Annotated in this window: 19 protein-coding genes; 7 read left to right on the top strand and 12 right to left on the bottom strand. The window is 70.5% G+C overall.

Translation table 11 applies throughout. The features are described from left to right. Window positions 1–87: 87 nt before the first annotated feature. The 4 genes from OG787_RS26980 to serC all read left to right on the top strand — a co-directional run bounded on the left by OG787_RS26980 (window position 88) and on the right by serC (window position 7,194). Window positions 88–672, top strand: a complete 585-nt coding sequence (locus tag OG787_RS26980) for a GTP-binding protein (RefSeq protein ID WP_405536659.1) — start codon at window positions 88–90, stop codon at window positions 670–672. Further along, window positions 669–1,889, top strand: coding sequence for a cytochrome P450 (locus OG787_RS26975; protein WP_405536658.1), 1,221 nt, complete (start codon window positions 669–671; stop codon window positions 1,887–1,889). The genes OG787_RS26980 and OG787_RS26975 overlap by 4 nt, the downstream gene beginning before the upstream one ends. A 453-nt stretch (window positions 1,890–2,342) precedes the next feature. Then, window positions 2,343–5,972 carry an NACHT domain-containing protein gene (locus OG787_RS26970; protein WP_405536657.1) on the top strand — a complete coding sequence of 1,210 codons (3,630 nt, stop codon included), beginning with the start codon at window positions 2,343–2,345 and terminating at the stop codon, window positions 5,970–5,972. A gap of 103 nt (window positions 5,973–6,075) precedes the next feature. Continuing rightward, window positions 6,076–7,194, top strand: coding sequence for a phosphoserine transaminase (gene serC, locus OG787_RS26965; RefSeq protein WP_405536656.1), 1,119 nt, complete (start codon window positions 6,076–6,078; stop codon window positions 7,192–7,194). Between the two features lie 138 nt (window positions 7,195–7,332). Here serC and add read toward each other — a convergent pair whose 3' ends face one another. The 4 genes from add to OG787_RS26945 form a co-directional block, all read right to left on the bottom strand. Further along, window positions 7,333–8,337 (bottom strand): adenosine deaminase, encoded by a 1,005-nt coding sequence (gene add / locus OG787_RS26960; RefSeq protein WP_369036462.1) that lies wholly within the window; start codon window positions 8,335–8,337, stop codon window positions 7,333–7,335. 84 nt (window positions 8,338–8,421) lie between these two features. Beyond that, window positions 8,422–9,942 (bottom strand): cellulase family glycosylhydrolase, encoded by a 1,521-nt coding sequence (locus OG787_RS26955; protein WP_369036461.1) that lies wholly within the window; start codon window positions 9,940–9,942, stop codon window positions 8,422–8,424. A gap of 135 nt (window positions 9,943–10,077) precedes the next feature. Continuing rightward, a complete protein-coding gene (locus OG787_RS26950) occupies window positions 10,078–10,923 on the bottom strand; it encodes an ABC transporter permease (RefSeq protein WP_369036484.1) in 846 nt (281 codons plus the stop codon). A gap of 5 nt (window positions 10,924–10,928) precedes the next feature. Beyond that, entirely contained in the window at window positions 10,929–11,912 is a 984-nt protein-coding gene (locus OG787_RS26945) for an ATP-binding cassette domain-containing protein (protein ID WP_369036460.1), read from the bottom strand. 124 nt (window positions 11,913–12,036) lie between these two features. Between OG787_RS26945 and OG787_RS26940 the strand changes: the two genes are divergently transcribed. Next, window positions 12,037–12,798: a TetR/AcrR family transcriptional regulator gene (locus tag OG787_RS26940; RefSeq protein ID WP_369036459.1), complete on the top strand. Its 762-nt coding sequence runs from the start codon at window positions 12,037–12,039 to the stop codon at window positions 12,796–12,798. 31 nt (window positions 12,799–12,829) lie between these two features. Further along, a complete protein-coding gene (locus OG787_RS26935) occupies window positions 12,830–13,300 on the top strand; it encodes a PPOX class F420-dependent oxidoreductase (protein ID WP_369036458.1) in 471 nt (156 codons plus the stop codon). Window positions 13,301–13,358: 58 nt separating this feature from the next. Here OG787_RS26935 and OG787_RS26930 read toward each other — a convergent pair whose 3' ends face one another. From OG787_RS26930 to OG787_RS26900, 7 genes are all read right to left on the bottom strand, one after another. After that, on the bottom strand, window positions 13,359–14,576 hold the full coding sequence (locus OG787_RS26930) for an ABC transporter permease (RefSeq protein ID WP_369036457.1): 1,218 nt from the start codon (window positions 14,574–14,576) through the stop codon (window positions 13,359–13,361). Further along, window positions 14,573–15,280 (bottom strand): ABC transporter ATP-binding protein, encoded by a 708-nt coding sequence (locus OG787_RS26925; protein ID WP_369036456.1) that lies wholly within the window; start codon window positions 15,278–15,280, stop codon window positions 14,573–14,575. The genes OG787_RS26930 and OG787_RS26925 overlap by 4 nt, the downstream gene beginning before the upstream one ends. Beyond that, window positions 15,277–16,440 (bottom strand): peptidoglycan-binding protein, encoded by a 1,164-nt coding sequence (locus tag OG787_RS26920; RefSeq protein ID WP_405536653.1) that lies wholly within the window; start codon window positions 16,438–16,440, stop codon window positions 15,277–15,279. The genes OG787_RS26925 and OG787_RS26920 overlap by 4 nt, the downstream gene beginning before the upstream one ends. Further along, a complete protein-coding gene (locus OG787_RS26915) occupies window positions 16,437–17,015 on the bottom strand; it encodes a hypothetical protein (protein ID WP_405536651.1) in 579 nt (192 codons plus the stop codon). The genes OG787_RS26920 and OG787_RS26915 overlap by 4 nt, the downstream gene beginning before the upstream one ends. Window positions 17,016–17,076: 61 nt before the next feature. After that, window positions 17,077–18,675, bottom strand: coding sequence for a sensor histidine kinase (locus OG787_RS26910; protein ID WP_369036453.1), 1,599 nt, complete (start codon window positions 18,673–18,675; stop codon window positions 17,077–17,079). After that, entirely contained in the window at window positions 18,672–19,367 is a 696-nt protein-coding gene (locus OG787_RS26905) for a response regulator transcription factor (protein WP_369036452.1), read from the bottom strand. Before OG787_RS26905 ends, OG787_RS26910 begins: the two co-directional genes overlap by 4 nt. A 73-nt stretch (window positions 19,368–19,440) precedes the next feature. Continuing rightward, entirely contained in the window at window positions 19,441–20,421 is a 981-nt protein-coding gene (locus tag OG787_RS26900; protein ID WP_405536650.1) for a WD40 repeat domain-containing protein, read from the bottom strand. Window positions 20,422–20,609: 188 nt separating this feature from the next. On the opposite strand from OG787_RS26900, the gene OG787_RS26895 reads away from it, so the two are divergent. Then, window positions 20,610–21,293: a GDSL-type esterase/lipase family protein gene (locus tag OG787_RS26895; RefSeq protein ID WP_369036450.1), complete on the top strand. Its 684-nt coding sequence runs from the start codon at window positions 20,610–20,612 to the stop codon at window positions 21,291–21,293. A 17-nt stretch (window positions 21,294–21,310) separates the two neighbouring features. Here OG787_RS26895 and OG787_RS26890 read toward each other — a convergent pair whose 3' ends face one another. Then, a complete protein-coding gene (locus OG787_RS26890) occupies window positions 21,311–23,392 on the bottom strand; it encodes a M36 family metallopeptidase (protein ID WP_405536649.1) in 2,082 nt (693 codons plus the stop codon). Window positions 23,393–23,399 lie beyond the last annotated feature (7 nt).

The following is a 23,399-nucleotide window of genomic DNA, read 5'->3' as shown; positions in this document are numbered from 1 at the left end:
GGCTCCACACCCCCGCCCTCTGCCCCTGCCCCTGCCCTCGACGCGCGTCCGCCCCTTCGTGCCTCCGCCGACAACGGGCTGAAGATCGTGGTCGTCGGGGGCTTCGGGGCCGGCAAGACGACGCTCGTCCGTTCGGTCAGCGAGATACGTCCGCTCAGTACCGAGGAGACGATGACGCGGGCCGGCGAGGCCCTCGACGACGTCAGCGCGGTGCGCGACAAGAACGCGACGACCGTCGCCTTCGACTTCGGCCGCATCACGCTCGACGCGCACAACGTGCTGTACCTGTTCGGCGCGCCCGGCCAGGAACGCTTCTGGTTCCTCTGGGACCGGCTGTTCGCGGGCGCGCTCGGCGCGGTCGTCCTGGTCGACACGCGCCGCCTCGACGACTCCTGGTACGCCATCGACCGCCTCGAACAGCACGGCACCCCCTTCGTCGTAGCCCGCAACGACTTCGGTGGCCCCGACTTCGCCCCGGGGGCCGTCCGCGAGGCGCTCGACCTCGATCCCGACGTACCGCTGGTGAACTGCGATGCCCGCGCCCGGAGTTCGAGCAAGGGGGTCCTGATCGCCCTCGTGGAACACGCGAAACACCGCTACCGGAGCTCACGCCCCAGCCCGCGTTCGTACGATGGTCAAGTGCCCGTACGACCAGAGGAGTTGCCCCGGTGAGCGCCCATGTCCCGCTCGACGGCCCCCGGTTCAGGAACGAACCCGACCGGCTGTACCGGGAGATGCGGAGCGAGCACGGTCCGGTGACACCGGTGCTGCTCGACGGGGACGTACCGGCGTGGCTGGTGCTCGGCTATCGCGAGCTGCACCAAGTCACCGGCGATCCCGTGCTGTTCAGCCGGGACTCGGAGCTGTGGAACCAGTGGGAGAGGATCCCCGCGGACTGGCCGCACCTGCCGATGATCGGCCGTGGCCAGCCGTCGATCCTCTACACGGTCGGCGAACGCCACCGTGAGCGGGCCGCGATGATCGGGAGCGCGCTGGAGGAGACCGATCCGGTCGAACTACGGGCGTACACCGAGCAGTTCGCGGACGAGCTGATCGACTCGATCTGTGCCCGGGGCGAGGCGGACCTCGTCAAGGAGTACGCGATGCGGTTGCCCGTACGGGTCATGGCGCGGCTGTTCGGCTTCACCGACGAGGAGGCGCCGGGGCTGGTCGGTGCGGCGAACGACATGGTAGACGGGCAGGAGGCCGGGCCGGCGGGCCAGCGTCATCTGGTCATGGCGATGGGCCAGTTGCTGGCGTCCCGCAGAATCCGCCCCGCCGACGACGTGGTCTCACGTCTCCTCTCCAACCCGTACGGCTTCACGGACGAGGAGATCGCCCACGACCTGATGATCATGGTCGCGGCGGGGAACGAGCCGACCGCCGGCTGGATGGGCAACTCGTTGCGGCTCATGCTCACGGACGAGCGGTTCGCGGCGTCTCTGTTCGGGGGGCGCAGCAGTGTCGCCGAGGCGATGAACGAGGTGTTGTGGGAGGACGCGCCCGTGCAGACCATGCCGGGGCGGTGGGCGTCCCGTGACACCCGCCTGGGCGGGCGGCACATCCGTACGGGCGATCTGCTTCTCCTCGGCCTCCAGGGCGCCAACTCCGACCCGCAGGTCCGTACGGACGGCTCGGCACTCACCGGGGGCAACAACGCGCACTTCTCCTTCGGGCACGGGGAGCATCGGTGCCCGTTCCCGGCGCAGGAGGTCGCGGAGGTCATCGCCCGCACCGGCATCGAGGTCGTCCTGGACCGCCTCCCGGACATCGACCTGGCGGTCCCGGCTGAGTCGTTGACCCGCCGCCCGTCCCCGTGGCTGCGGGGCCTCACGGAGCTGCCGGTGCGGTTCACGCCTACGCCGGCGGTGGGGGTCGTACCGACGTAGGGCCCTTTTTCCTCGCCCCCGCCGCCCCTACCCATACCCATCCCTGGGGGCTGCGCCCCCAGACCCCCCTTTGTCCTCAAACGCCGGACGGGCTGAAAAACCTGGGCCTGGGCTGAAAGATCAAGCCCCGACGGCCACCCTCCACCCTCGGCCGGCACCATCCAGCCCGTCCGGCGTTTGAGGACGAGCGCGTTCAGCGCGACCTTCTACCCACCCGGGCCAGCCATCTCAGCCCGTCCGGCGTTTGAGGACGAGGCCGTTCAGGCCGACAGCGGGGGTCTGGGGGCGCAGCCCCCAGGGATGGGAACGGGTAGGGGCGGCGGGGGCGAATCCAAGTGGCGAGGCCAGGCAGGGGCTGGTGAACTGGATGCAGGGATCCCTCCGCCTCTACACCCCGTACCCGGAAGCGTCGGCCCCCGGCCGATCCCGGCGGAGCCGACGGAGTGGTGGTCAATGGGATACGCACTCCACCAGCGCAAGGTCAAGATCGTCACGGGCCCGGCGGAGGGAGGCCCCCTGCGGGAACTGTGGGCGCACGGCCGGCGCCCGTTCGTCGCCGTCTTCTGGCACCTCCGCACCCGATGGCTGATCCACCGGGGCGTCACGCACGCCAGACGGTGGTGGAATCCGCCGGGGACGACCGTGCTGGTCGTGGTCGTAGTCCTGTTGAGTCTGGCGCTCGTCGTGTTCACGTTCAACGGATTGATGGCCGTCGTCGGGCAGGAGTGGGCATACAGCCCGGACGAGGTCTGCCAGTCGAAGAAGGACGCCGCTTGCGATGCGGTCACCGGTGTGATGTTGCCGGTGTTCGTGGTCGCCGCCTCCACCCTCCTCTTCCTCTCCTGGCGACTCTGGCACGTCCGCCGGTACTGCACGTACCAGGCCAGGCACGAGCCCAGCCGCCTGGTGGAGACCGCGGGCAGTCTGATGGACGAGGTGGTCGGGCGGGACCAGCTCTGCAACGCCATCATGAAGAACCTCGGCGACAAGAAGGTCCGACGGCCCCACGTCGTCGTCGGGGGCGTCGGTGTCGGCAAGACGGCGTTGCTGGTCCGGCTCGCCCAGAAACTCGCGGCCGTGGGGGCCGTACCCATCCCGATACGGCTGCGCGACGCGCAGGGTGACGAGCCGCTGGACTTCGACGAGATGGCGCTTGCGCGTTTCCGCGACATCGTCCGGTCGAGAGTACGGTCGGACGGCGAGATCGACCGGATCTGGCGGTGGCTCAGGCAGCGAGCCGACCGGATCGTGGTCCTCGCGGACGGCCTGGAGGAGGCGTTCGGCCAGGACGACATGCGCGGCCGACGCGACAATCTGATCCGCGACGCGATACGCAGGGCCGGCCAGGAGGGCCTGCCCCTCGTCATCGCCTCGCGGCCGCACGAACCGCTGCGCGCGATGCAGGCGGCCGTCTCGGAACTGGAGCCGCTGAGCAACGAGGCGGCCCTGTGCTACATCGCCCGCAGCGGCAGCTGGCGCTCCGATCAGACCCTGCTCGACCGGATCGTGGAAACCGCCAACATGGCGGAATCCCCCATCTATCTGAAGATCGCCAAGGATCTGCACAGCAAGGACCTGCTGGAACCCCTGTGGACCGGGGGCGGGAGTCCGGACCTCCAGCTCCATGACAGCTGGACCTTGCGGGCGGAACTCATGGAGACGTGGATCCACGCGCTGGTCGACGGGGACGTCCACCCCGAACTCCCCATCGACCACGACACGAGGCTGGCGGTGGTGGAGTACATCTCCGCGTTGGCGTGCATCGGCCTGGCCTCGGACAGCGCCGACGTCGAACTCGGGGAACTCACCTCGGACGAACCGTGGAACAAGCGCGCCGCGCGGAAACTGGACGACCGGATGGCGGACCTGCGGTGGTCGCCGAAGGAGTACGGCCACAAGCGCGGCGCCTGCGGGCAGGGTAAGGAACACCCCTGCCGGGGAACGCAGGACGGCGCCGGCCGGTGGCTGGGCCCCAGGGTGGACGCCCGGATCGCCGCGACCTGGGGCACCCGGATGGGCCTGGTCCACGAGAACGGCGACAAGGTCCGCTTTCAGCACAGCATCGTGCAGGCCTATCTCGGATCCCGCTTCCTGGACAGGATGTTCGAGAACGCGACGGCCGACAGCCGGCCGGACCACATCACCCGGGCTCTGCGGCGGGGCGGACGGGAACTCCTCATCGCTCTCACGCTGTACTCCCGGTCGCGGCACGGGAAGTGCACCTGCGGCGGCTCCGCGGAGAGCAAGCGGCCATGCCCCGTGAACACGATGTGCGGGCTGCTGCGGAAGCAGGCCGAGAACCTGCTGACGTACGCGGAATGCGCCCAGAAGGTGGCCGGACAGCTCCCGGCGACCGGTAACGGCGAGCCCGACGAACGCGGCGGTCCACGGTTGAGGGCGCTCGAGATCTACGGCGCCGCCGTGGAGATCGACAGCGTCCGGACCGCCCCGAGACAGTACGAACTCATCTCGGAGATCTCGAAGGACTGGCACCGTCTCGGCCAGAACGAGGACCCCGCCAGGCTCCGCGAGGCGAAACTCGCCCTGGTGAAGCAGTGCGGAACAGCGGTACGCCGCGTGGCCGCCGCCCAGAGCCACAACTCCGGGTACGACCACCCGGCGTACGCGCCCTACGGCGTCCTGTTCGAGATCGGCCGCAAGGAAACGGACCGCCGGGTGCGTGAGGCGCTGGTCAAGGAGATAGGAGCGGGTGGCGAACCGGCGTACCAGGCGCTGTGCGACAGGCTCTCCGCGGCCTGCGCGTCGCTCGTGACCCGCCGCGAGTGCGACAGCCAGGCGATGGAGCCCCTGGAGCCCACGGGCTTTTTCCTCGGGGAGGCGGACACGGACGACCTCAGGTCGCAGCGGGACCTGAAGGAAGAGAGGGAGCGACGGGATCGGCGGTACGCCGAGGAGGAGGCCCTGGCGGAGAAGGGGAACTGGGCCTGCAACACCATGCGCGCCTGGCTCCTCCCGCTGCTCGTCGACTCCTCCATGATGTCCCGCCATCTCGCCAGCCCTCGTGACGACCTGGACAACTGGGTTCGGATGGCGACCGGGGAAGCAGGGGGAACCGGAGGGACAGGGGGAACCGGGGGAACAGGGGAATCGACCGGCGCCAGGATTCGGCAGGACGGTCCCGGCGCACCCATCGGTCTGGGGTCGGCGCTGGCCCAGGGATTCAAGTACGCCGCCAACCGGCGGCCCGGCTCCCGGCCCAACCAGAAGGCCCGCGAGTTCCTCGTCAAGCAGGCCCAGGAACTGCTGAACCAGAGCACGTTCTGGTACACGCGCCTGACGCTTCTGCACGCCCTGACCCTGTGGAGCCTGCCCGACGACGTCAACGCCGCCCAGCCGATCCGCGGCCACGGGGCGGACCCGAGGGGCCAGGTGAGGGAGTGGCTGTCGCAGGGCGACGGAAACCGGGCGGAGCACCCGCTGGTCGAGAGTGCCGCGAAGCTGGCGGTCCGCGCTCTTCAGACCCGGCGGCCCGAACGGTTCCTGTGGATCGACGAGGCGGCCCTGGTCTCCTGCATCGGCACGGAGGTCGGACTGCCCGGGGAGCAGCGGGCCCACAACCTGTGGATCCCGCCGTCCACGGGGTGGAGCACCCTGGACCCCACGGCACAGCAGCTGCTCGCGGACGTACTGCTGCTGCTGGTGCTCGGCGAGCGGTCCTACCGGCCGAAGGACACGTTCCGCAGGATGGAGCTCCGTTCCCGCGAGCCGGCCCAGATGCCGTCCTGCCTGCGCAAGGACCGCACCCGGCTGAACCCCGTCCGGGGGGCGGAACGCGCGGCGCAGCCCGGATCCAGCTGCACGGACGAGTGCCGGATGAAGATGTGCCCCTACCCGGCCAAGGTGGAGAGCCTGCGGATGGAGTTCAGCGAGGTCTTCTGCCTGCACCAGCGTGACCTGCTGAGGAAGTGGCAGCCCTGGGCGTGGGCTTCCTTCCGCTTCCGCCGGGAGGCTCCCTGGCAGCGCAAGGTGCCCGTCGCCGGCATGCGCCGCTTCTGGGACCAGATGAGCGACCGGGCACGGGACATCGACCCCGACGACACAGGCAGCACCCGTACGGATTGACCCCCCGCCTCGTCCGACAGCCCCCCGCCTCCTCCGACGGCCCCCGTCTCATCCGACGGACGACGTTTCACCCACGTTTCGTGGAGCCGATAGGCTCGCGCCCGTGGCTGACATCCAGATCCCCGCTGACATCAAGCCCGCCGACGGACGCTTCGGCGCGGGCCCCTCCAAGGTGCGGACGGAGGCGCTGGACGCCCTCGCCGCGACCGGCAGCTCCCTCCTCGGTACCTCCCACCGCCAGGCCCCGGTCAAGAACCTGGTCGGCAAGGTGCGCGAGGGCATCCGGGACCTGTTCTCCCTCCCCGAGGGCTACGAGGTGATCCTCGGCAACGGCGGCTCGACCGCGTTCTGGGACGTCGCGACGCACGGCCTGATCGAGAACAAGTCGCAGCACCTCACCTTCGGTGAGTTCAGCTCGAAGTTCGCGAAGGCCGCCAAGCTCGCCCCCTGGCTCGCCGACCCGACCGTCATCTCCTCCGACCCGGGCACCCACCCGGACCCGGAGGCCGAGGCGGGCGTCGACGTGTACGCGTACACGCACAACGAGACGTCCACGGGTGTCGCCGCGCCGATCAAGCGCGTAGCGGGTGCCGACGCCGGCTCCCTCGTGCTCGTGGACGCCACGTCCGGCGCCGGCGGTCTGCCCGTCGACATCGCCGAGACCGACGTCTACTACTTCGCCCCGCAGAAGTCCTTCGCGGCGGACGGCGGCCTCTGGCTCGCCGCGTTCTCCCCGGCCGCGATCGAGCGCGCCGAGCGCGTCCACGCGAGCGGACGCCACATCCCGGAGTTCTTCAGCCTCCCCACGGCGATCGACAACTCCCGCAAGAACCAGACGTACAACACCCCGGCCCTCGCCACCCTGTTCCTCCTCAACGAGCAGCTGGAGTGGATCAACGGCCAGGGCGGCCTGGACTGGGCGACAGCCCGCACCAAGGACTCCTCGACCCGCCTGTACTCCTGGGCCGAGGACTCCAAGCACGCGACGCCGTTCGTCACCGACCCGGCCAAGCGCTCCCAGGTCATCGGCACGATCGACTTCACGGACGACATCGACGCCGCCGCCGTCGCCAAGGTCCTGCGCGCCAACGGCATCGTCGACACGGAGCCCTACCGCAAGCTCGGCCGCAACCAGCTCCGCGTGGCGATGTTCCCGGCGATCGACCCGACGGACGTCGAGGCACTGACGAAGTGCATCGACTACGTGATCGAGAAGCTGTAACAACACCGCGAGTCCGTACGAGGATGGGGGCGCCCGGTAAGCACCGGCGCCCCTTTCCTCTTTCTGCCCTCGACGCGGCAACCACCCCAGCAGGCAACGCCATGGTCGAACCACTCCCCGAAGGCGGCTTCACCAAGATCACCTGACCACCGCACAGTCCTGGGCCAGCCATTCACCGATGAGCGCGATCGCGTCCTCCACCATTACGCGCGGCGCGCCGGAGGATTCGACCGAGGTGCGGGCTATCGCGGCGAGTTGGGGGTCGGTGAGGGCGAAGGCCGTGCGGGCTGTCTCGTACTCCTCCAGCAACCCGGGGCCGAAAAGCAGCGGGTCGTCGGCGTTGAGGGTGCACCGTACGCCGGCTTGCAGCAGAAGCGGGAGGGGATGGTCGGACAGGGAGTCCACGACGCCGAGGGCGACGTTGGAGGTGGGGCAGACGTCGAGGACCACGCCTTCCGCAGCCAGGCGGGCGACGAGAGCCGGATCCTCGACCGCCCGTACACCGTGGGCGATCCGTCGCGCGCCGAGTACGTCGAGTGCGGCGCGCACGCCGGCCGGACCGGCGAGTTCCCCTGCGTGTGGAGCGGAAATCAGCCCGGCATCGCGAGCGATGGCGAATGCCTCGGCGAACGGCTCGGGTGCGAACTGAGCCTCATCTCCCGCCAGGCCGAAGGAGACGACCCCGTTGTCTGCCCGCCGGGTTGCGAGGTGGGCGGTCGCGACGGCCTGCGAAGGGTCCGCGTTGCGCCTGGCGAACACCAGGACGCCGAAGCCGATGCCCAGCCGGGCAGCGGTACGACGGCCCTCGTCGATGACCATGTCCAGCACGTCGAGCGCGGCGTCCGGATCCTCCTCGTAGGTCAGGGGGTTCACATGCGGCTCGATCCACACCGCTCCGTCCGCGGCGGCGTCCTCGACGACCTCGCGCACCAGCCGCAGAAGGTTCTCCCGCGGGCCCTCGCGCACCAGCCTCGCGGCGAGGCTGTACAAGGACGTGAAGTCCTCGAACGACTTGAAGTCGCGTGAGCCGGACGGCTGTTGTCCACCATGCTCGCCCGACAGCTCCACGAGCGTGGCAGGACGCATCGCGCCTTCCAGATGGAGATGCAGATGGGCCTTCGGCAGGAGGGCCAGGCTTCGCAAGGTGCCTCACTCCGTATACGTCGATGGGGGGCGCCCGGCGAACACCGGGCGCCCCCCATCTCATGCCCGCAGCCCCTCACGCCCTCACGTCGCCGTACAGGTCACTGCTGGCACACCCCCACCCCCCGGCGCTCCCCCGAAGCCGAGACTCGCCGAACCCCCCACCGCCACACTCCCGTTGTGAGCCGCGTTCACAGCCGTCACCGTCGCGCCGGTCTGGGTGTACGTCGCGTTCCACATGCTCGTGACCGTCTGTGAACCGCTCCAAGTCCACGTCACCTGCCAGGACTTCAGGGCCACCGTCCCCGTGTTGGTCACCTTCACCTCGGCGTTGAATCCGCCGCCCCAGTCGCTGCTGACCGCGTAGGAGGCGGCGCAGGTCGCCGTACTGCCGCCGCCTCCCCCTCCTCCGCCGCCACCGGTGCCCGGGAACCCGGGTGCCTTCACGCTCGTCAGGTAGCCGTCCTTCACCGTATCGACCGTCGACCAGTCGTCCTTCAGGATTCCGCCCGTGTCGCCGGAGTTGGGGTTCCAGGACCAGAAGGTCCAGTGGAAGGAGTCCGAGCCGTACGTCGATGTGGGCCGTAGGTAGTCGACCAGTGCCGCCAGCCAGCGCTGGTCCACCGTCGAGGTCAGCGTCGTGCCGAACTCCCCCACCCACACCGGCGCGATGTTCTGCTTGAAGATGTAGCCCCAGTACTTGTCCCAGACGCCCGGCATGTTGGCGGGGAACGTCGGGTCGCTGAACCAGCTCTGCTGGGCCACGCTCGTCGCGTAGTCGTGGGCCGAGTACACCACCCGGTTCGCCACATCCAGCTGCACCGGGTACTGCGCGACCCCCATCAGGTTGCCGCCCCACCAGCCGGAGACCCCGTTGTACGTCTGCACGCCCTCCACGAACACCAGGAGCTGCGGGTTCACGGAGAGCACCGCGTTGCCCGCCCGCTGTGCCGCCAGCCGCCAGTCCCTCGTCGTGTCGCCGCAGCCCCAACAGGCCGGATCGTGCGGCTCGTTGTGCAGGTCGATGCCGATGACCGCGTCCTGGCCGGAGTAACGCGCCGCCAGCGTCCGCAAGTTGGCGATCCATGTCGACTCGGGCACCGCCGACGTGTACCAGAGCGCCGACTGCCCGGCCGCGTCCGGCCGATGCCGGTCCAGGATGACCTTGAGGCCGCTCTGACCGGCGTACGCCACCAACTTGTCCATGATCTGGAGGGAGTTGAGGCCTTGTAGGTCGGCGTTCTTGCCGTTGCTGAAGTCGATGCTGTTGGGGACCGTGGAGGACTTGAAGATGTCGTCGCTGTACGGCATCCGGATGGTGTTGTAGCCGAGCGACTTCATCTGGTCGATCATGCTCTTGTAGTCGCGTGACCAGAGGCCGTGGACCACGTAGTTGGCGGTCTCGAAGCCGAACCAGTTGATGCCGGCGATCCGGACCGGCTGCCCGGCCGCGTCCAGGATCTGGCGTCCGCTGGTGTGCCAGTAGCCGGCGCCGGCGTCCGCCGCACGGACGTCCGCCGCGTGGGCCGTCTGCGCACCGGCTCCCAGCGGTAACAGCAGCACGGCGGCCATCGCACACAGCGCTCTTCGCAAGCTGCGGAACATGTCGCTCGTTCCCTTCGGGGAGGCGCGGCCCCGGAACATATGGGAGCGCTCCCACGAACCGCGCACCTCCAGGAAACTGACACACCATCACCACGTCAAGACATCCGGCAACGCCGACTTCACCGGCTCATCAGCTCACCGGCTCAGCCTCTTGAACCTCCGTACCGCCAGCGGCAGGAACACCACCGTCAGGATCAGCGGCCACACGCCCGCCATCAGCAGCGCGTGTTGCTCGACCCACGAGTTCCCGGTCACCCCCGGCGCCCCGAACAGCTCGCGGGCGGCCGACGCCGTGGACGAGATCGGGTTCCAGAGGGCGACCTGGCCCAGCCAGTCGGGCATCAGCTGGGGCGACACATAGATGCTGGAGACCATCGTCACCGGGAAGACCACCGCGAACAGCCCGCCCGCCTGTTCGGGGCTGGGCACGACCAGGCCGAGCCAGATCCCCACCCAGATCAGCGCGAACCGCAGCCACAGCAGCAGCCCGAAAGCCTGCACGAAGCCGAGTCCGCCGTCGGGCCGCCAGCCCATGCCGTACGCGGTGACCATCATGATGCCCAGTTCGGCGCAGGCCACGATCAGGTCCGTTCCCCCGCGCCCGGCGACCACCGCCGAAGGGGCCATCGGCATGGAGCGGAAGCGGTCGATGACGCCCTTGCTGGAGTCGTAGACGACGACCGTCGCCGTGGTGACGAACCCGAGGGCCATCGTCATCACGAACATCCCCGGCATCAGGAACTCCTTGTAGTCCCCGCCGCCCGGCACCTGGATCGCGTTGCCGAAGACATAGCCGTACAGCAGCACGGACAGGATCGGGAAGCCCAACTGCCAGAGGATGCTGACGGGTTGCCGCTTGTAGTGGGTGAGGCCCCGGCGTACGACGTTCCAGCAGTCGGCGAGCGTCCAGTACAGCCGGCCATGGCTCCGGCCGCCGCGACGGGCCCCGCGCCGGCCGCCGCCCGTCCGGGGCGCCTCCACCGCGCTCACGCGGCTGTCTCCTCTACACCCTCTACGTCCGCGGTCTCCTCCGTACGACGGCCGGTCAGCCGCAGGAACACGTCGTCGAGGCTCGGTCGGCGCAACCCGATGTCCTCCACCGGGACCCTGAAGTCCTGGAGCGTGCGGGCCACATGGGTGAGCGCGGCCACCCGGTCGGTCACCGGCGCGTGGACGCTCAGGCCGTCCAGATCGACCTCCGGTTCGCTGTCCGCGACCTGGGCAACTGCCCGTACCACCCAGGGAATCCGGTCCCGCTGCCCGACGACGACCTCGATACGGTCGCCGCCGACACGCCGCTTCAGCCCGTCCGGGGTGTCGTCGGCGATCGCGCGCCCCTGGTCGATGACGGTGACCCGGGAGGCGAGCCGGTCGGCCTCCTCCAGGTACTGCGTGGTGAGCAGCACCGTCGTGCCGTCGGCCACCAACGCCCGTACGGCGTCCCAGACTTCGATCCGGCCGCGCGGGTCGAGCCCGGTCGTCGGCTCGTCGAGGAAGAGGACAGCCGGGGCCAGGATCATCGAGGCGGCGAGGTCGAGACGGCGGCGCATACCACCGCTGTAGCCCTTGACGCCCTTGTCGGCGGCGGCCACCAGGCCGAAGCGCTCCAGGAGTTCGGCGGCCCGTAGCCGCGCCCGCTTCCCGCCGAGGTGGAAGAGCCGTCCGAACATCTCCAGGTTCTGCCGGCCGGTGAGGATCTCGTCCAGTGCCGCGTACTGCCCGGTGAGCCCGATCCGGGAGCGGACCTGGCGCGCCTGTGTGGCCACGTCGAGTCCGGCCACCGTGGCCTGTCCGCCGTCCAGCCGGAGCAGCGTGGCCAGGATGCGTACGGCGGTGGTCTTGCCGGCGCCGTTGGGGCCGAGCAGTCCGTGCACCGTGCCCCGGCGGACGAGCAGGTCGAACCCGTCGAGGGCGCGTTTCTCGCCGTACCGCTTCTCCAGGCCCTCCGCCCGCACCACCCAGTCGTCCATGACGCCCTCCCGGTCTTCCCGCGCCCACCCCTGCCGTCTTGAACTGAGTACACCGTACTCGTTTTCGCGTACGACGTACCCAGTTCGCGTGCGAACGATGCTCGCGGGGTTCTAAGCTCGGCGTATGACCAGGGGCAGCGGCGGTACGGAGACCAGCGGCAGTGGTGACATCGCGCGCACCCTCGAACTGCTGTGGGCGACCGGCCCCCGTCCCAGCCGTGGCCCCAAGCCCGGTCTGACCCTCGACGGGATCGTCGAGGCGGCCGTGCGCATCGCGGACACCGAGGGCGTCCAGGCCCTGTCGATGCGCCGCGTCGCCACCGAACTCGGCACCGGCGCCATGTCGTTGTACCGGTACGTCCCCGGCAAGGCCGAGCTGCTCGACCTGATGCTGGACCGCGTCCAGCGCCCCGCCCCGGAGGAACTGGGCGACGGGGACTGGCGCGCCACCCTGGAGGCGATGGCCCGCTCCACCCTCGCCCACTACCGCCGCCACCCCTGGCTGCTCCAGGTCAACCAGTCCCGCCCGGTCCTCGGCCCCAGCTCCCTCGACGGCATGGAGAGCGTGCTCGCGCGCATCAAACCGATGGGGCTGACCGACCCCGAGCTGGTCTCGGCGGTCGTGATGGTCGACGGGTACGTCGTCGGGGCGGCCCGTGCCCAGGTTCACCAGCAGGAGGCCGAGCGCCGCACGGGCCTCACGGACCAGGAGTTCTGGCGGGCCCAACTCCCGGTCCTGGAAAGGGCGATGGCCTCGGGCCGCTATCCCGTCCTCGCCACCCTCTCCGAGGACACCTTCGCCCCCGGCTTCGACCACTTCGAGTTCGGTCTCCAGCGCATCCTGGACGGCCTGGAGGTCTGGGTCGAACGGCGCACGCGAGGGTGACAAACCGGGCGTCCGGTGCATGGATGAAGGTATGAGCACTCCGACTCCGACAGGCCCGAGCCCGAGTCCCAGTCCCCGGCTCGCCCCCTTCGTCAAGCAATGGGCCGTCCTGCTCACCAGCCACAAGAAGGACGGCAGCGGCGTCGGCACCCCGGTGAACATCGCCGTCGAGGGTGACCATGCCTACTTCCGTACGCCCGGCAGCGCCTGGAAGACCAAGCGCCTGCGCAACAACCCGGAGGTGGAGATCGCCCCCTCCACCCTGCGCGGCGCCCCGACCGGGCCCGAGATCGCCGCCCGCGCCCGGCTGCTCGACCACGACAGCCCCGAGGACCGGCACGCGGCGAAGCTGCTGCGCCGCAAGTACCCGGTCACCCACGGCGTCCTGGTCCCGCTGGCCCACAAGGTGATGGGGACCCCGACGCTCCACTACGAGCTGCGGGTACGAGAGGTACGGGAGATCCAGGAGGTACGGGAAGTCCGGGAAGTCCGGGAGGAGTGACGCGCCGAGGGTCCCCCGGTGCCGGTGCCCGGAGGACCCTCACCTCATGGCTGTCCCGTCACGCCGACGCCAGCGCCTCCGTGGGCGGCAGCCGGGCCGCCCGGACCGCCGGGTAGAAGCCCGCGAGGCCGCCGATGACGAGCGTCGCGGCGATACCGCCGGCCATCGCCCAGGCGGGTACGACGGCCGGCCAGCCCTGGTAGGAGGCGTAGCCGCCGGTGACGCCGATGCCGAGCAGCAGCCCGCCGAGCCCGCCCAGCGCCGACAGCAGCAGCGACTCGCACAGGAACTGCGTACGGATCTGCCCCTTGGTCGCGCCCATGGAGCGGCGCAGCCCGATCTCGGAGCGGCGCTCCAGGACCGAGATGACCATGGTGTTGGCGACGCCGACCCCGCCGACCAGCAGGGCGACCGCGCCCAGCCCGAGCAGCAGCCCGGCGAGGGTCTCGTCGGTGGCCTCCTTGGCGGCGATCGCGTCGGAGGGCCGGGAGACCTGGACGGCGGACGGGTCCTCGGGGTTGGCGGTGGCACCCAGCACGGACTGGACGTCGGCGACGGAGCCCTGCGCGGCCCGCGTGTACACGGTGGTCGCGTATCCGTCGAAGCCGAGCAGTTCCCCGGCGACGGGCCAGCCGACCAGGGCCGCCGAGTCCATGGTGGGCACCAACTCGTTGGACGCGAGGATCCCGACGACCGTGAACCAGCGTCCACCGAGCCAGACCTGGACCTCCGCTCCCGTGTCGTGCACGCCGAGTTGCTGGGCGGCGGCCGAGCCCAGCACCACCGCCGGATAGCGGGCGTTGGCCGCGTTCAGCCACCGTCCCTCGGCGACCTCGGCCCCGACGGTCGCGGGCAGTCCCGTACGGGCCGCGTAGACGCCGATGCCGCCGCTACGCTCGGTGGGCACATGGTCGTTGCGGTACACCTTGGCGTCGGTCAGCCCGACCGCCGAGACGGACTCGACGGGACCGATCCGGCCGACCATGTCCTCGGCGGCGTCGGGGAGATGGGCCTCGCCCCCGCCGAAGGACTGCCCCGGCGCCACGGTCAGCAGGTTGGTGCCGAGCGCGTCGAGCTTCCGGTTCAGCTCCTCCTGGCTGGACGTCGAGATGCCGACCACGCCGATCATCGCCGCGATGCCGATGGCGATGCCGAGCGCGGAGAGGAACACCCGCATGGGGCGGGAGTGCAGCCCCGATCCGGCGACCCGGACGACGTCGGCGGGGCGGAGGCGCGCGGGCCGGGGCGGGCGTACGGGGACAAGGGTCACGGTCATGCCCGTACCCCCTCACCCAGTCGGTCCGCGTCATGCTCGATGTGCCCGTCCCGCACCCGCACCTCGCGCGGCAGGGAGGCCGCGATGTCCCGGTCGTGGGTGATGACGACGACCGTCGTGCCGGCCCGGTTCAGATCGCGCAGCAACTGCATGACGACCGCGCCGGAGCGGGAGTCGAGGGCGCCGGTCGGTTCGTCGGCCAGGAGCAGCGGCGGGTCTCCGGCGACCGCGCGGGCGATGGCGACGCGCTGCTTCTCACCGCCGGAGAGCTGGTGCGGCTCGTGGTCGAGCCGATGCCCGAGGCCGACCCGGATCAGCGCCCGCCGGGCGAGCAGTCTGCGCTCGCCGCGCGACCGGCCGCCGTACAGCAGCCCCTCGGCGACGCAGTCCAACGCCGGTACGCCGGGCGCCAGATGGAACTGCTGGAAGACGAAGCCGATGGTCCGGGCACGCAGCGCGGACAGCTCACGGTCGCTGAGCCGCGCCACCTCATGGCCGTCGATGCGCACGGTCCCGGAGGTCGGCCGGTCCAGAGTCCCCATGATGTTCAGGAGGGTTGACTTGCCGGAGCCCGACGGGCCGACCACTGCGAGGAGTTCACCCCGATCGACGACGAGCCCGGCACCGCGCAGGGCGGCCACCTCGCCGTACGACTTGGACACGCCCGCCAACTCCACGATGGCGGTGTGGACTTGACGGCTCACTCGGGCACCCCGACCTTCAGACCCTCGGTGACCCCGGCGCCCGAGATCTCGACCATCCCACCGGCGAACAGCCCGGTATCCACGGCGAGATACTCGCTCCCGGTGGCGGTGACCCGCTCCACCGCGTATCCGCCCTCGCGCAGGGCGACCAGTGCCTCGACCGGCACGGCGAGGACGTTCTTCCGGGTCTCCGCCTCGAAGTCGACGTCGACGGGGGCGGCCTGGTAACGCCCCAGCTTCTGCTGGTCGTCGACGGTGAGGGTGACCGGCAGGGTGGGGTCGGAGGACTGGCCCCCGGTGGAGGCGGTGGCCGCTGCCGTGACGGCCGTACCGACCTCGGTGACCTCAGCCTCGACGGTACGGCCGTCGGGCAGTTTCACCTTCGCCTTCGTGTCGTCGCCGGACACCAAGTCCTCGTCCTTGACTTCGAGTTCGACGGTCACGGTCCGTACGGTGCCGGTCCAGGTGAGGACCGCACCGCCGGCCTGTCCGCCCAGGGTTCCCTGCACCTCGGCGACCCGCCGCGCGCCCGGCGCGACCACCGCGTCCCCGGCGCCGACCGTGCCGGTCTCCGCCCTCCCGAGGTCCTTCTGCCAGTCCCGTACGGCGTCGGCGGTGCCCTCCGTGTACGTGTCGTCCACGGTGAACCCGGTGTAGCCGAGCGCGGCGAGGTTCTTCTCCAGCACCTCGACGTCCCGGCCCTCGGCGTCGACGTCGAGGGTGCGGTAGAGCGGGGTGGCCCCGTACAGGAGGGGAACCGCCTGCTCGTTCAGCCGGTACACGGGCTGCCCGCGCTTCACGGTGTCCCCGGCACTCGGCAGCCAGGTCAACACGCCCTGCCCGGCGGCCTGTACGGGGGTGGAGTCGCCGTAGCCGAGGGTGCCGTCCAGGGTGTCGCTGCGGGTGAGGTCGGTGCGCTGGACGGTCGCGGTCTTGGCGGGCCCGGAGGCCGCGCCCGACTCCGTACCCTCCGTGTCGCTCCCGCCGAAGGCGCCGGTCGCGGCGGCCACGGCGACGGCGGTGACACCGAGGGAGGCGAGCAGGGCGAGGGCGATACGGAGGGGCCGGCGGCGCCCGCCCGTTCGAGCGGCGCCCACCTCACTCACCCCGTCGGGGGCCACAGCGACCGTGTTCTCGACGTCCTCGATCAGGTCGCTCACTGCGACTCCTCCCCGCCGCCGAAGCCGAGTTGGCCTCGGCATGCCTCCAGCGCGGTGTCGAAGTCGGGGTCGCCCGTGGGCACCGACTCGGGGGTGAAGCCGTCCGGTCCGGGGTCGTCCATGTCGACGCCGTTGTCACGCATGCACTGCGCGAACTCCTTCTGCTGCTCGGTGTCCGGCGCCTGGGACGCCTGGTCCTGCAAGGACTGCGGCGCCTTGTCCTGGCACACCTGGAAGGCCTTCATCAGCGTGTCGCGGTCGGCGTCGGCGGTGGCGAGTGCCTGGAGGTTCAGCTCGCCGGTCACCGGATCGGGGTCCTCGACCTCCAGCCCCTCGCCACGCAGACAGTCCACGAACTCCTGCGCCTGCTCGACCTCACTCTTGTCGGCGGCGGCAGCTGTCTCCCCACCACCGCCCGCACTGCCGCTCTCGGCCACCGAAGCGATATCGGGCCCGTCGTCCCCGCCCCCGCCGCAGCCGGCCAGCAGCCCGGCCGCGAGCAGTACGGCGGCGGTCGCGGCCGGTATCCGGCGCGTCAACCTCCTGCGCATCCTCGCCTCTTCTCGTCGCGTCACGGGGTGTTCCATGACGAGAAGAAGGCTGGCGGCGCAGCGTCAGGGGACCCTGCGCCGAACCTCAAAGGGAGCTGGTAATCCGCGCCGGAACCGTCGCGCCCACCCGCTCCAACGGCAGCAGCACCCTGAACACCGCGCCCGCCGTCCCGCTCGCGGCGAGATCGACGCGCCCTCCGTGCGCCCCCGCGAGCGCCGCCACGATCGACAGTCCGAGCCCGCTCCCAGCAATCTCCGCACTGCCCCGCGCCCGTGCCCCGTCCACCCGGTAGAGCCGCTCGAAGACGTACGGGGCATGCTCGGCCGGCACCCCGTCCCCGCTGTCGGCCACCTCGACGAGCCCGACGGGCACCCCCGGCGGCAACGGCTCCCCGGCGGCGGCCGCGACCGGCCCGAGGTCGACCGGCCGTACGACATCGACCCGAACACTGATCCGCGCGTCCGGAGACGTATGCCGGTCGGCGTTGGACAGCAGGTTCCCGAGCACCTGCCGCAGCCGCAGCGCGTCCCCTGGCACCACCACGGGCCGCATCGCCCCCACCAGCCGTACGTCCCGTCCGGGCGAGCGGGCGTGCAGATCCCGTACGACATCGGCGGCCAGCTCCAGCAGATCCACCGGCCGCCGCTCCAGCTCGCGCCGCTCGTCGAGCCGGGCGAGCAGCAGCAGGTCCTCGACCAGGACCCCCATCCGGGCCGCCTCGGCCTCGATGCGGCGCAGTGCGTCCGTGCGGTCGCCACCGCGTCGGCTGAGTTCGGCGAAGCCCCGGATGGAGGTGAGCGGGGTGCGCAGTTCGTGCGAGGCGTCGGCGAGGAAGCGGCGCAGGCGCCGTTCGGAGGCGGTGCGGGCGGCGATCTCGTGTTCCAGGCGGGCGAGCATGGCGTTCATGGCGCCGCCGAGCCGCCCGGGTTCGGTGTGCGGGTCGGTGCCCTCGACGCGGCGCCGGAAGTCCCCGGCGGCGATGGCGTCGGCGGTGGCCTCCATCCGGGTCAGGGGGCGCAGCCCGGCCCGTACGACGAGGGCGGCGACGCCCGCGAGCCCGGCGAGCACGACGACGGTCACCAACGCGTCGATGAGCAGCAGCCGTTCGGTGGTCTCGGCCACGTCGGCGAGGGAGACGGCGGTGACGACGAGCACCCCGCCGCCACCACCTCCGGCCTCAACTCCCGCCCCCTGTACGGCGACCCGCCAGTCGGCGCCGGACTCCCCCGGCACGGTGAACACGTCACCGGCGCGTTCGGCGAGCGCGTCCCGGTCGGGCAGCCGGGGCCCGGGCCCTTGAGGATCACTGGGGATGCCGACAACCCCGCCCCCACCCGCCACGTCACCTCCGTACAGGAACATCCGGAAGTCACCGCCGAACCGCTCGGCGAGAAAGGCGACGATGGTCTCCTCGTCCTGGCCGCCCCGGCCGTTCTGGGCCAAGTCGAGCCGTTCGGCGACGAGTTGCTGGGCCACCACCGCGTCGACGGGGCCGCCGCCGGTCATGTCGAGGTTCTTGTCGACCCGTTCGACGAGGTAGTTCTCCAGCAGCACCAGCCCGACGGCGTTGGCGGCGACCAGCGCGAGCAGAGCCAGTCCGGTGGCGGCGAGGGCGAGCCGTGCACGCAGGGACCAGTGGCTCAGAGTCCGCAGGGGCCTCAACCGGAGCCCGGGCCGGGTCACTTGGGCGCCCGGAGCACGTATCCGACCCCGCGCAGGGTGTGGATGAGGGGTGCGGCCCCGGCCGAGTCGATCTTCTTGCGCAGGTAGTAGACATAGCTCTCGACGATCCGGGTGTCGCCGCCGAAGTCGTACCCCCAGACCCGCTCCAGGATCTGGGTCTTGCTGACGACCCGCCCCGCGTTCTCCAGCAGATAGCGGAGCATGCGGAACTCCGTTGCCGACAGCTCCAGTTCACGTCCGTCGCGCCGTACGGTGTGTGCGGCGGCGTCGAGTTCGACCCCGGCGCAGCGCAGTACGGGGTCGGGCGTGGGCTCGTCCCGCCGGGTGCGGCGGAGGATGGCCCGCACGCGCAGCACGACCTCTTCGAGGCTGAACGGCTTGGTGACGTAGTCGTCGCCGCCGACCGACAGCCCCTCCACGCGGTCCCGCACGGTGTCGCGGGCGGTGAGGAACAGTACGGGCACCTCCCGCCCGTCGTGCCGGAGCATCCGGGCGACCTCGTAGCCGTCCATGTCGGGCAGCATCACGTCGAGGACGACGAGGTCGGGCGGCGCCGAGAGCACGGCGTTGAGCGCCTCGACCCCGCCGGCGGCGACGGTGACGTCGAAGCCGACGAGGCGGAAGGTCTCGGACAGCAGATCGCGGATGTTCTGCTCGTCGTCGACGACGAGGAGCCGGGGTGAACTGGTCACACCCCCAGACCTACCGGGGCCACCTCAAAGGAACCTGAGAACTCCCTGTGGAATCCCTTGAACAACCTGTGGGCTACGCCGCCGGCTTCCGCCGGAGCCGCTTGAACCCGAAGTAGCCGAGGAAGAGCACGGCGACGGCGATGGCCCCGTTCTTGACGTTCCCGTCGGAGCCGCCGTCCCCGTCCGAAGCCGAACTCCCGTTCCCCGAGGGCGATTCGGGGTTGCCGGAAGCATCGTACGAAGGCGCGTCCTCGGCCTCGACCCCGCTCTCGGCGCCCTCGCTGCCGTACATGATCTTCGACCCGTCACGGCTGTACGTGACCGACTCCCCCTGCCCCTGGAGGGGCACGTCGAGCTGCCCCTCCCGCTTGAGCTTTCCGCCGTTCCAGGCGTAGGCGACACCGCCGAAGTAGCCGCGTACGGCCAACTGCTGACCGTCGGGCGAGAAGGCGGCGTCGGTGGCCCACATGTCTACGGCGGCGACGGGCCGGAAGACGTTGGTGCCGGAGGAGGAGAGCTTGGCCGGGCCCTCGTACAGATGCCCGCCGTCCTCCTGCTTGTCGATGATGTAGACGCGCCCGGTCTTGGGATGCACGACGAGGGACTCGGCGTCTCGGGAGCCGTCCGAGTACTTCACGACGTACTGGGTGGCGCGGATCGTCTGGTCCTTGAGGACCTTGGGCTCGGTGAGCTGATAGACCCAGACATAATCCCAGGTCACACCGTCGTTGTCGCCGATGTCACCGACGTAGATCTGGTTGTTCGGCCCGATGGAGATGGCCTCGATGTCGCGGGGCGTACCCACGCCGGTCATGGTGATCGTGGCGACGGTCTGCCCGGTCGAGCTGTCGACCGCGTACAGATAGGCGCCGTCGTCACTGTCGTTGTGGGTCCAGTAGATGCCGGGGTGCAGCCGGGAGGCGGCCAGACCGCTGGACTCGGTGATCCGCGGGTCCTTGATGGTGAAGTCCTTGTCACCATCGGCAGCGGAGGCGGGCGCGGCGAGCGCCCCGACGAGTAGGCCCCCGGCGAGGAGGGCGAGCGATCGGCGCATGCCCTCAAGCGTGCCATCCCGGCGTTCGATTCGAGGCCCATGACGCCTGCCCACGCCCGCTCACCCCTTCCCGCGCCCGCTCACTGACACCCAACTGACCACAAGCTGACACAGACCTGACACCGGGTGGCCGGGCTCACACACCGCACCGGCCCCATACGCCTCTCCCGATCCCGCATCATGAGCGGATGCTCAGGTTGATGCCCGTAGGCGACTCCATGACCATCGGCAGCGCCGGCGAACACACCTGGCGCTACCGGATGTGGCAGCACCTGCGGGAGACGTACGGCGGCCCGTTCCGGATCGTCGGCCCGCGCGAGACGCTGTACGACAAGGCGACGAACGCCTCCGACTCGTACGAGTACGCCGACCCGGAGTTCCCCCGCGCCCATCTGGCCGGCTGGGGCGAGGGCTGGCACCACATGACCCCGCTGATCGCGGACGCCGTACGCGCCCACAAGCCGGACGTGCTCCTGGTCTCCCTGGGCCTGATCGACCTGGGCTTCTACACGGACGCGGAACAGACGGCCGAGAACGCCCGCCTCTTCGTGGCCGAGGCACGACGGTCCAACCCGCGCATCGCCATCGCCCTGCTCCCGGTGATCCCGAACGTCCGCGCGGAGACGGACCCGCCCTTCGCCACCCAGGTCGTCCGCTTCAACGAACTCCTGGCGAAGACGGCGGCCGACCTGGACGAACCCCGCTCCCCCCTGCTCCTGACGTCGCCCCCGCCCTCGTACGACATCCACCAGGACACGTACGACGGCACGCACCCCAACGCGAGCGGCGAGCACAAGATCGCGGGGGCGTTCGCGGACTCGCTGTACGAGGCGTGGGATCTGGGGGAGCGGTACGGGACCGGAGGGAACTGACCGGCCCTGGTCCGTCGCTAGTCCGTGTGACCCGGCGGGGGCAGTTGGGTGCCGCCCTGGCAGCCGTCGAAGGACGCGTTCGGGCAGAAGGCGTCGAAGCCCATTCCGTACCGGGCGAAGGCCTCCCAGGCTGCACGCCGGACCGCCTCGTACTCGTCGCTGGTCAGCCGTCCGCCCTCCATCCCCTTGAAGGCCCGCAGGATCGCGTCGCGCGCGCCGAGGAACGACGGGTTCTTCGGGGTGAGTTTCAGACCGTCGACGACCGCCTGCCAGGTCAGCCGGTAGCCCCGTTCCTTGCTGTCCAGCGCGGCGGTGACCCGGCGGGTCAGCTCCATGAGCGCCGCGCACCAGATCTCGCCGACGTCGTGCTCCTCCCGGTAGCTGAGGTCGGCGTTGCCGGCACCCTCGACCTGGCCTCGCCTCTTGCCGATGTCCCCGAAGGTGCCCGGATAGTCCTCGTCGTAGGGCCGCTGGCGGATGCCGCCCGGTCTGGCGACCACCCAGTCGCCGACGACGACGTGCTCCTTCTCGCGTCCGAAGTTGATGATCGTCAGGGCGAAGTAGTCGCTCCAGCCCTCGCCCATGGAGATCGACTGGTCCTCCGAGAGGCCGTTCGCGTCGAACAGCCCGCCCACGAGACGGTTCGTCACGCCGTGGACGTACTCGTGGACGACGACGTCGAACGCGTTGGCCGTGTGCCGGCCGGTCCCCGTGACCAGCCCCATGTTCATCACGGCCGCGAGTCCGTCGGCCCTGGTGGCCATGTTGGCCGTGCCCGGCACCGCGCCCGGGTGGGCACGGGCGAGGACCGCGTCCGCTCCCTTCCCGTGGCCCGGTCTGTTCACGGACTGGAAGTTCCCGTTCTTCTCCGTGAAGCCGAGCATCATGAAGAAGTCGTGCGCGTAGTTGCAGAAGTAGAAGATGTTGGTGACGAGCTGCTCGGGCGTGTCCGCGTCGGCGTTGAACACCGCGTCGCCCGCCGCGTCGACCGGGACCTTGAACGGCTGGAGGTTCCTGCCGTTCACGGCGCGCACGTTGTTGCCGTCGGTGGACAGCGTCCCGTTGTCGGCCACCGTCCAGGCCAGGGGGAACCCGTCGGGCAGTTCGGGCCGCACCTCGGGCGTCACCTGGACGGGATAGGCGTCCAGCGACAGCGGGAAGGCGACGACCTCGCCGAAGGGGGTGTCGACCGGGTTCTCCCGGATGACCAGTCCGCCCACGACATGGCTGTTCGTGTCGTAGAAGTAGAGGAGTTCGGGCGCGTCCTTGTCCGCGGTCCGTTCGTCGGCCTCGACGAAGGCGTGGTACTGGACGGTGAAGTTCGGCCGGGTGAACGCGAAGAACCAGGTGAGGCGGATGTCACCGCCCATGTAGAGGTACACGAGCCGGGCGGGAATGGCCTCCTCGAAGGCTCCCCCGGCGAAGGTCATCGGCTGGTCGGCCTGCGACTGCACCGACAGGCGCCCGAGACCGTAGGAGATGTCGAGGCGCGGGAGTTCGCTGTCCCCGAAGGGCCCCTGGAGGGTCACCGGCTCGGCGGCCTTCTCGGCGGCCACCCGCAGGGCCACCTCGGCCGGAACCGCGGGCCTCGCCGAGACGCCCGTCGGCACACTCACCGTGTCGCCGACGACCCGGTCGACCGTGCCGTCCGGGTGCAGCCACACCTTCGGCTGCATCCCCCACACCTCGATACCGTTGTGCTTCTGCTGGAGGCTGACGACGCGCATGCCGTCGCTCGTCCTGGTCACCGTCGGATCGGCCTCGAACTCGACGGGCTCACCGGCCGCGAATCCGATCGCCTCCGAGACCGAGGCGACGTACTCCTTCGCCTTGGCGAGATACCCGGCGTCGCGGGTGTCCTCCGTGGGCTGCCCGCCGGCCTCGATGCTCGCGATGTCGGCGTCGGTGAAGCCCGGGGCGCCGTCCACCCGCAGTTCGGTCAGATGCCCGGTGAAGCGGTTCACCTTGCCGGGCTCGGCGGTGAGGGTGTGGTCGACCTCGGCCGCCACCCGGTCGGTCTCGTCGAGGAAGGAGGCGGCGCCGGCGCTGCTGGCGAGGTGGTCGTAGCCGGTGTCCCTTCTGTCGATCGTCCTGGTCATGGCTTCC

Source organism: Streptomyces sp. NBC_00075, assembly GCF_045041225.1.
GTDB classification, from domain to species: Bacteria; Actinomycetota; Actinomycetes; order Streptomycetales; family Streptomycetaceae; genus Streptomyces; species Streptomyces adonidis.
Note: the sequence above shows the minus strand (reverse complement) of the source record. Positions and strands in the feature narration are given on the sequence as shown.